This is a genomic window from Streptococcus sp. DD11, assembly GCF_001578865.1.
Lineage (GTDB): Bacteria > Bacillota > Bacilli > Lactobacillales > Streptococcaceae > Streptococcus > Streptococcus panodentis.
The window spans coordinates 336,124-337,774 of sequence record NZ_KQ969396.1 but is presented as its reverse complement, the minus strand read 5'-3'; the positions used below and the strand labels follow the sequence as shown (position 1 = coordinate 337,774).

Genomic DNA, 1,651 nt, shown 5'->3' with positions numbered 1-1,651 from the left:
GGAGTCTAAAAGACGAACAGTCTTGACACATCCTAACGGATGTTTCATCCATAACCTCAAAGCAGTGCTTTTGTTGCTTCCTCTCGGAAGCTCTATCTATAACCTCAAAAGCTCCACTGGAGCTTTTGAGCAATCAGCTACCGCGTCAAGAGTTTTTTACCAAAACAAAGCGAAACTGAAGGACTTTTATCTCAGTCTCACAGGGCGCTGAACTGAATCAGTCTTACACTATCATTACTCTAACATAGAAATTTATAAGATGTCAAGTTCTCGTGTGTGGGGTATGTGGAAATGCCTTTGCAGCTTGCCAAATTTCTGATTTGTGTTATACTAGTTTGGTAGTAGTATACGAAAAGAGCTGAGCGTTTCTGAGGAGGCTCTGAAATTCCTGCCGGCCCCTGCTGATCCTAAGGAGATTTTTGATATGAGTTTTTTTAAAAATCTATTTGGCAAACAAGATGAGTCTGAAGAGGAAGAAGCTGTGCCGGAAGCAGTTCCGGCAGATGACGGCTTTCCCAGTGAGTGGGGCTCTTTCTCGACCTTCATTGATGATAAGCTTGCCAGTATCCGTTTGAACTTGGCTCTGGCTGAGGAGGCCCCTTATGCGCTCTATCCTTATGCCATGCGGCTGAAGATTGCGCTCTTGCAGTATGATGCTGAGACAGGCTTTCCTTCCAGCGCGGAGTTTGACAGTCTCAATGCTATCGAAGATCAGCTTGCAGAGGAGTTGGCCAAGGTCGGAGGTGTCCATGTCGGTGTGGTCACGACAGACGGCAATATCGAATTTTACTTTTATCTGCAGGATAAGAGGAGCCATCTGGAGCCCATTGCGCGTGTGATGAAGGCATTTCCGAGCCATCGGTATGATTCGGCGACTTTGGCTGATGAAGACTGGACGCAGTATTTTGACTTTCTCTATCCCAATGACTATGAGTACCAGACCATTCTCAATCAGCGGGTTTGGTATGAGCTGGAAAGGGCTGGTGATGACCACAGTCAGGAGCGGGAGCTTGATCACTGGATTTACTTTGCCTCTGAAGAGGACCGTGCTGCTTTTGCTCAAGAAGCAGAAGGGCTGGGCTATCGGCTTGCCAGAATGGAAAAGACGGATGACAGTGCCAAGCCTTATCAGCTGCATCTGACCCGCATGGATAATACAGAAATCTTTGATTTGAACCAAAATATCTGGAAATTAATCGAATTTGTAAAAAAATTTGACGGAGACTATGGCGGTTGGGGCTGTGATGTGGTATAATGGTTATCAGATGTTTACAATTTAGAGGTTGCGATTAGCTTCCTCCTTTATGGAAGATTACTCAAGAGGCTTAAGAGGCTGTGTTGGAAACGCAGTAGGCGTGTAAAAGCGTGCGTGGGTTCGAATCCCATGTCTTCCGTTCTATCTCACATCATCAATATCAGAAGGAACGCTTTCGGGCGTTTTTTCTATATCTCTTAATGAGATGAGTTCGCAGAACGAAATCGAATTTAGAGATATTGATGCAGTTCGAGCGTCAGCGAGAACTAGGTTCCATAGTTTCTTTAGGGAAACCAGTCCGCAGGACCGACTTGCGTTTAGGGCCATTGATGCAGTTCGAGCGTCAGTGAGAACTAGGTTCCATAAGTTTTTTAGGGAAACCAGTCCGCAGGACCG

The 1,651-nt window shown here is 45.9% G+C and carries 2 protein-coding genes and 1 tRNA gene; all 3 read left to right on the top strand.

Annotated elements, in window-relative coordinates:
• A partial coding sequence (locus STRDD11_RS13905; protein WP_206512702.1) for a hypothetical protein occupies positions 1-211 on the top strand: 211 nt, incomplete at its 5' end.
• Between the two features lie 213 nt (positions 212-424).
• Positions 425-1,255, top strand: coding sequence for a DUF695 domain-containing protein (locus tag STRDD11_RS10960; protein WP_128837302.1), 831 nt, complete (start codon positions 425-427; stop codon positions 1,253-1,255).
• Positions 1,256-1,306: 51 nt separating this feature from the next.
• Positions 1,307-1,394, top strand: a tRNA-Ser gene (locus STRDD11_RS10955).
• Positions 1,395-1,651 lie beyond the last annotated feature (257 nt).

Bases quoted from the DNA above. Each gene is read 5' to 3' on its own strand.
- STRDD11_RS10960 (WP_128837302.1), top strand. From the start codon at position 425: ATGAGTTTTTTTAAAAATCTATTTGGCAAACAAGATGAGTCTGAAGAG.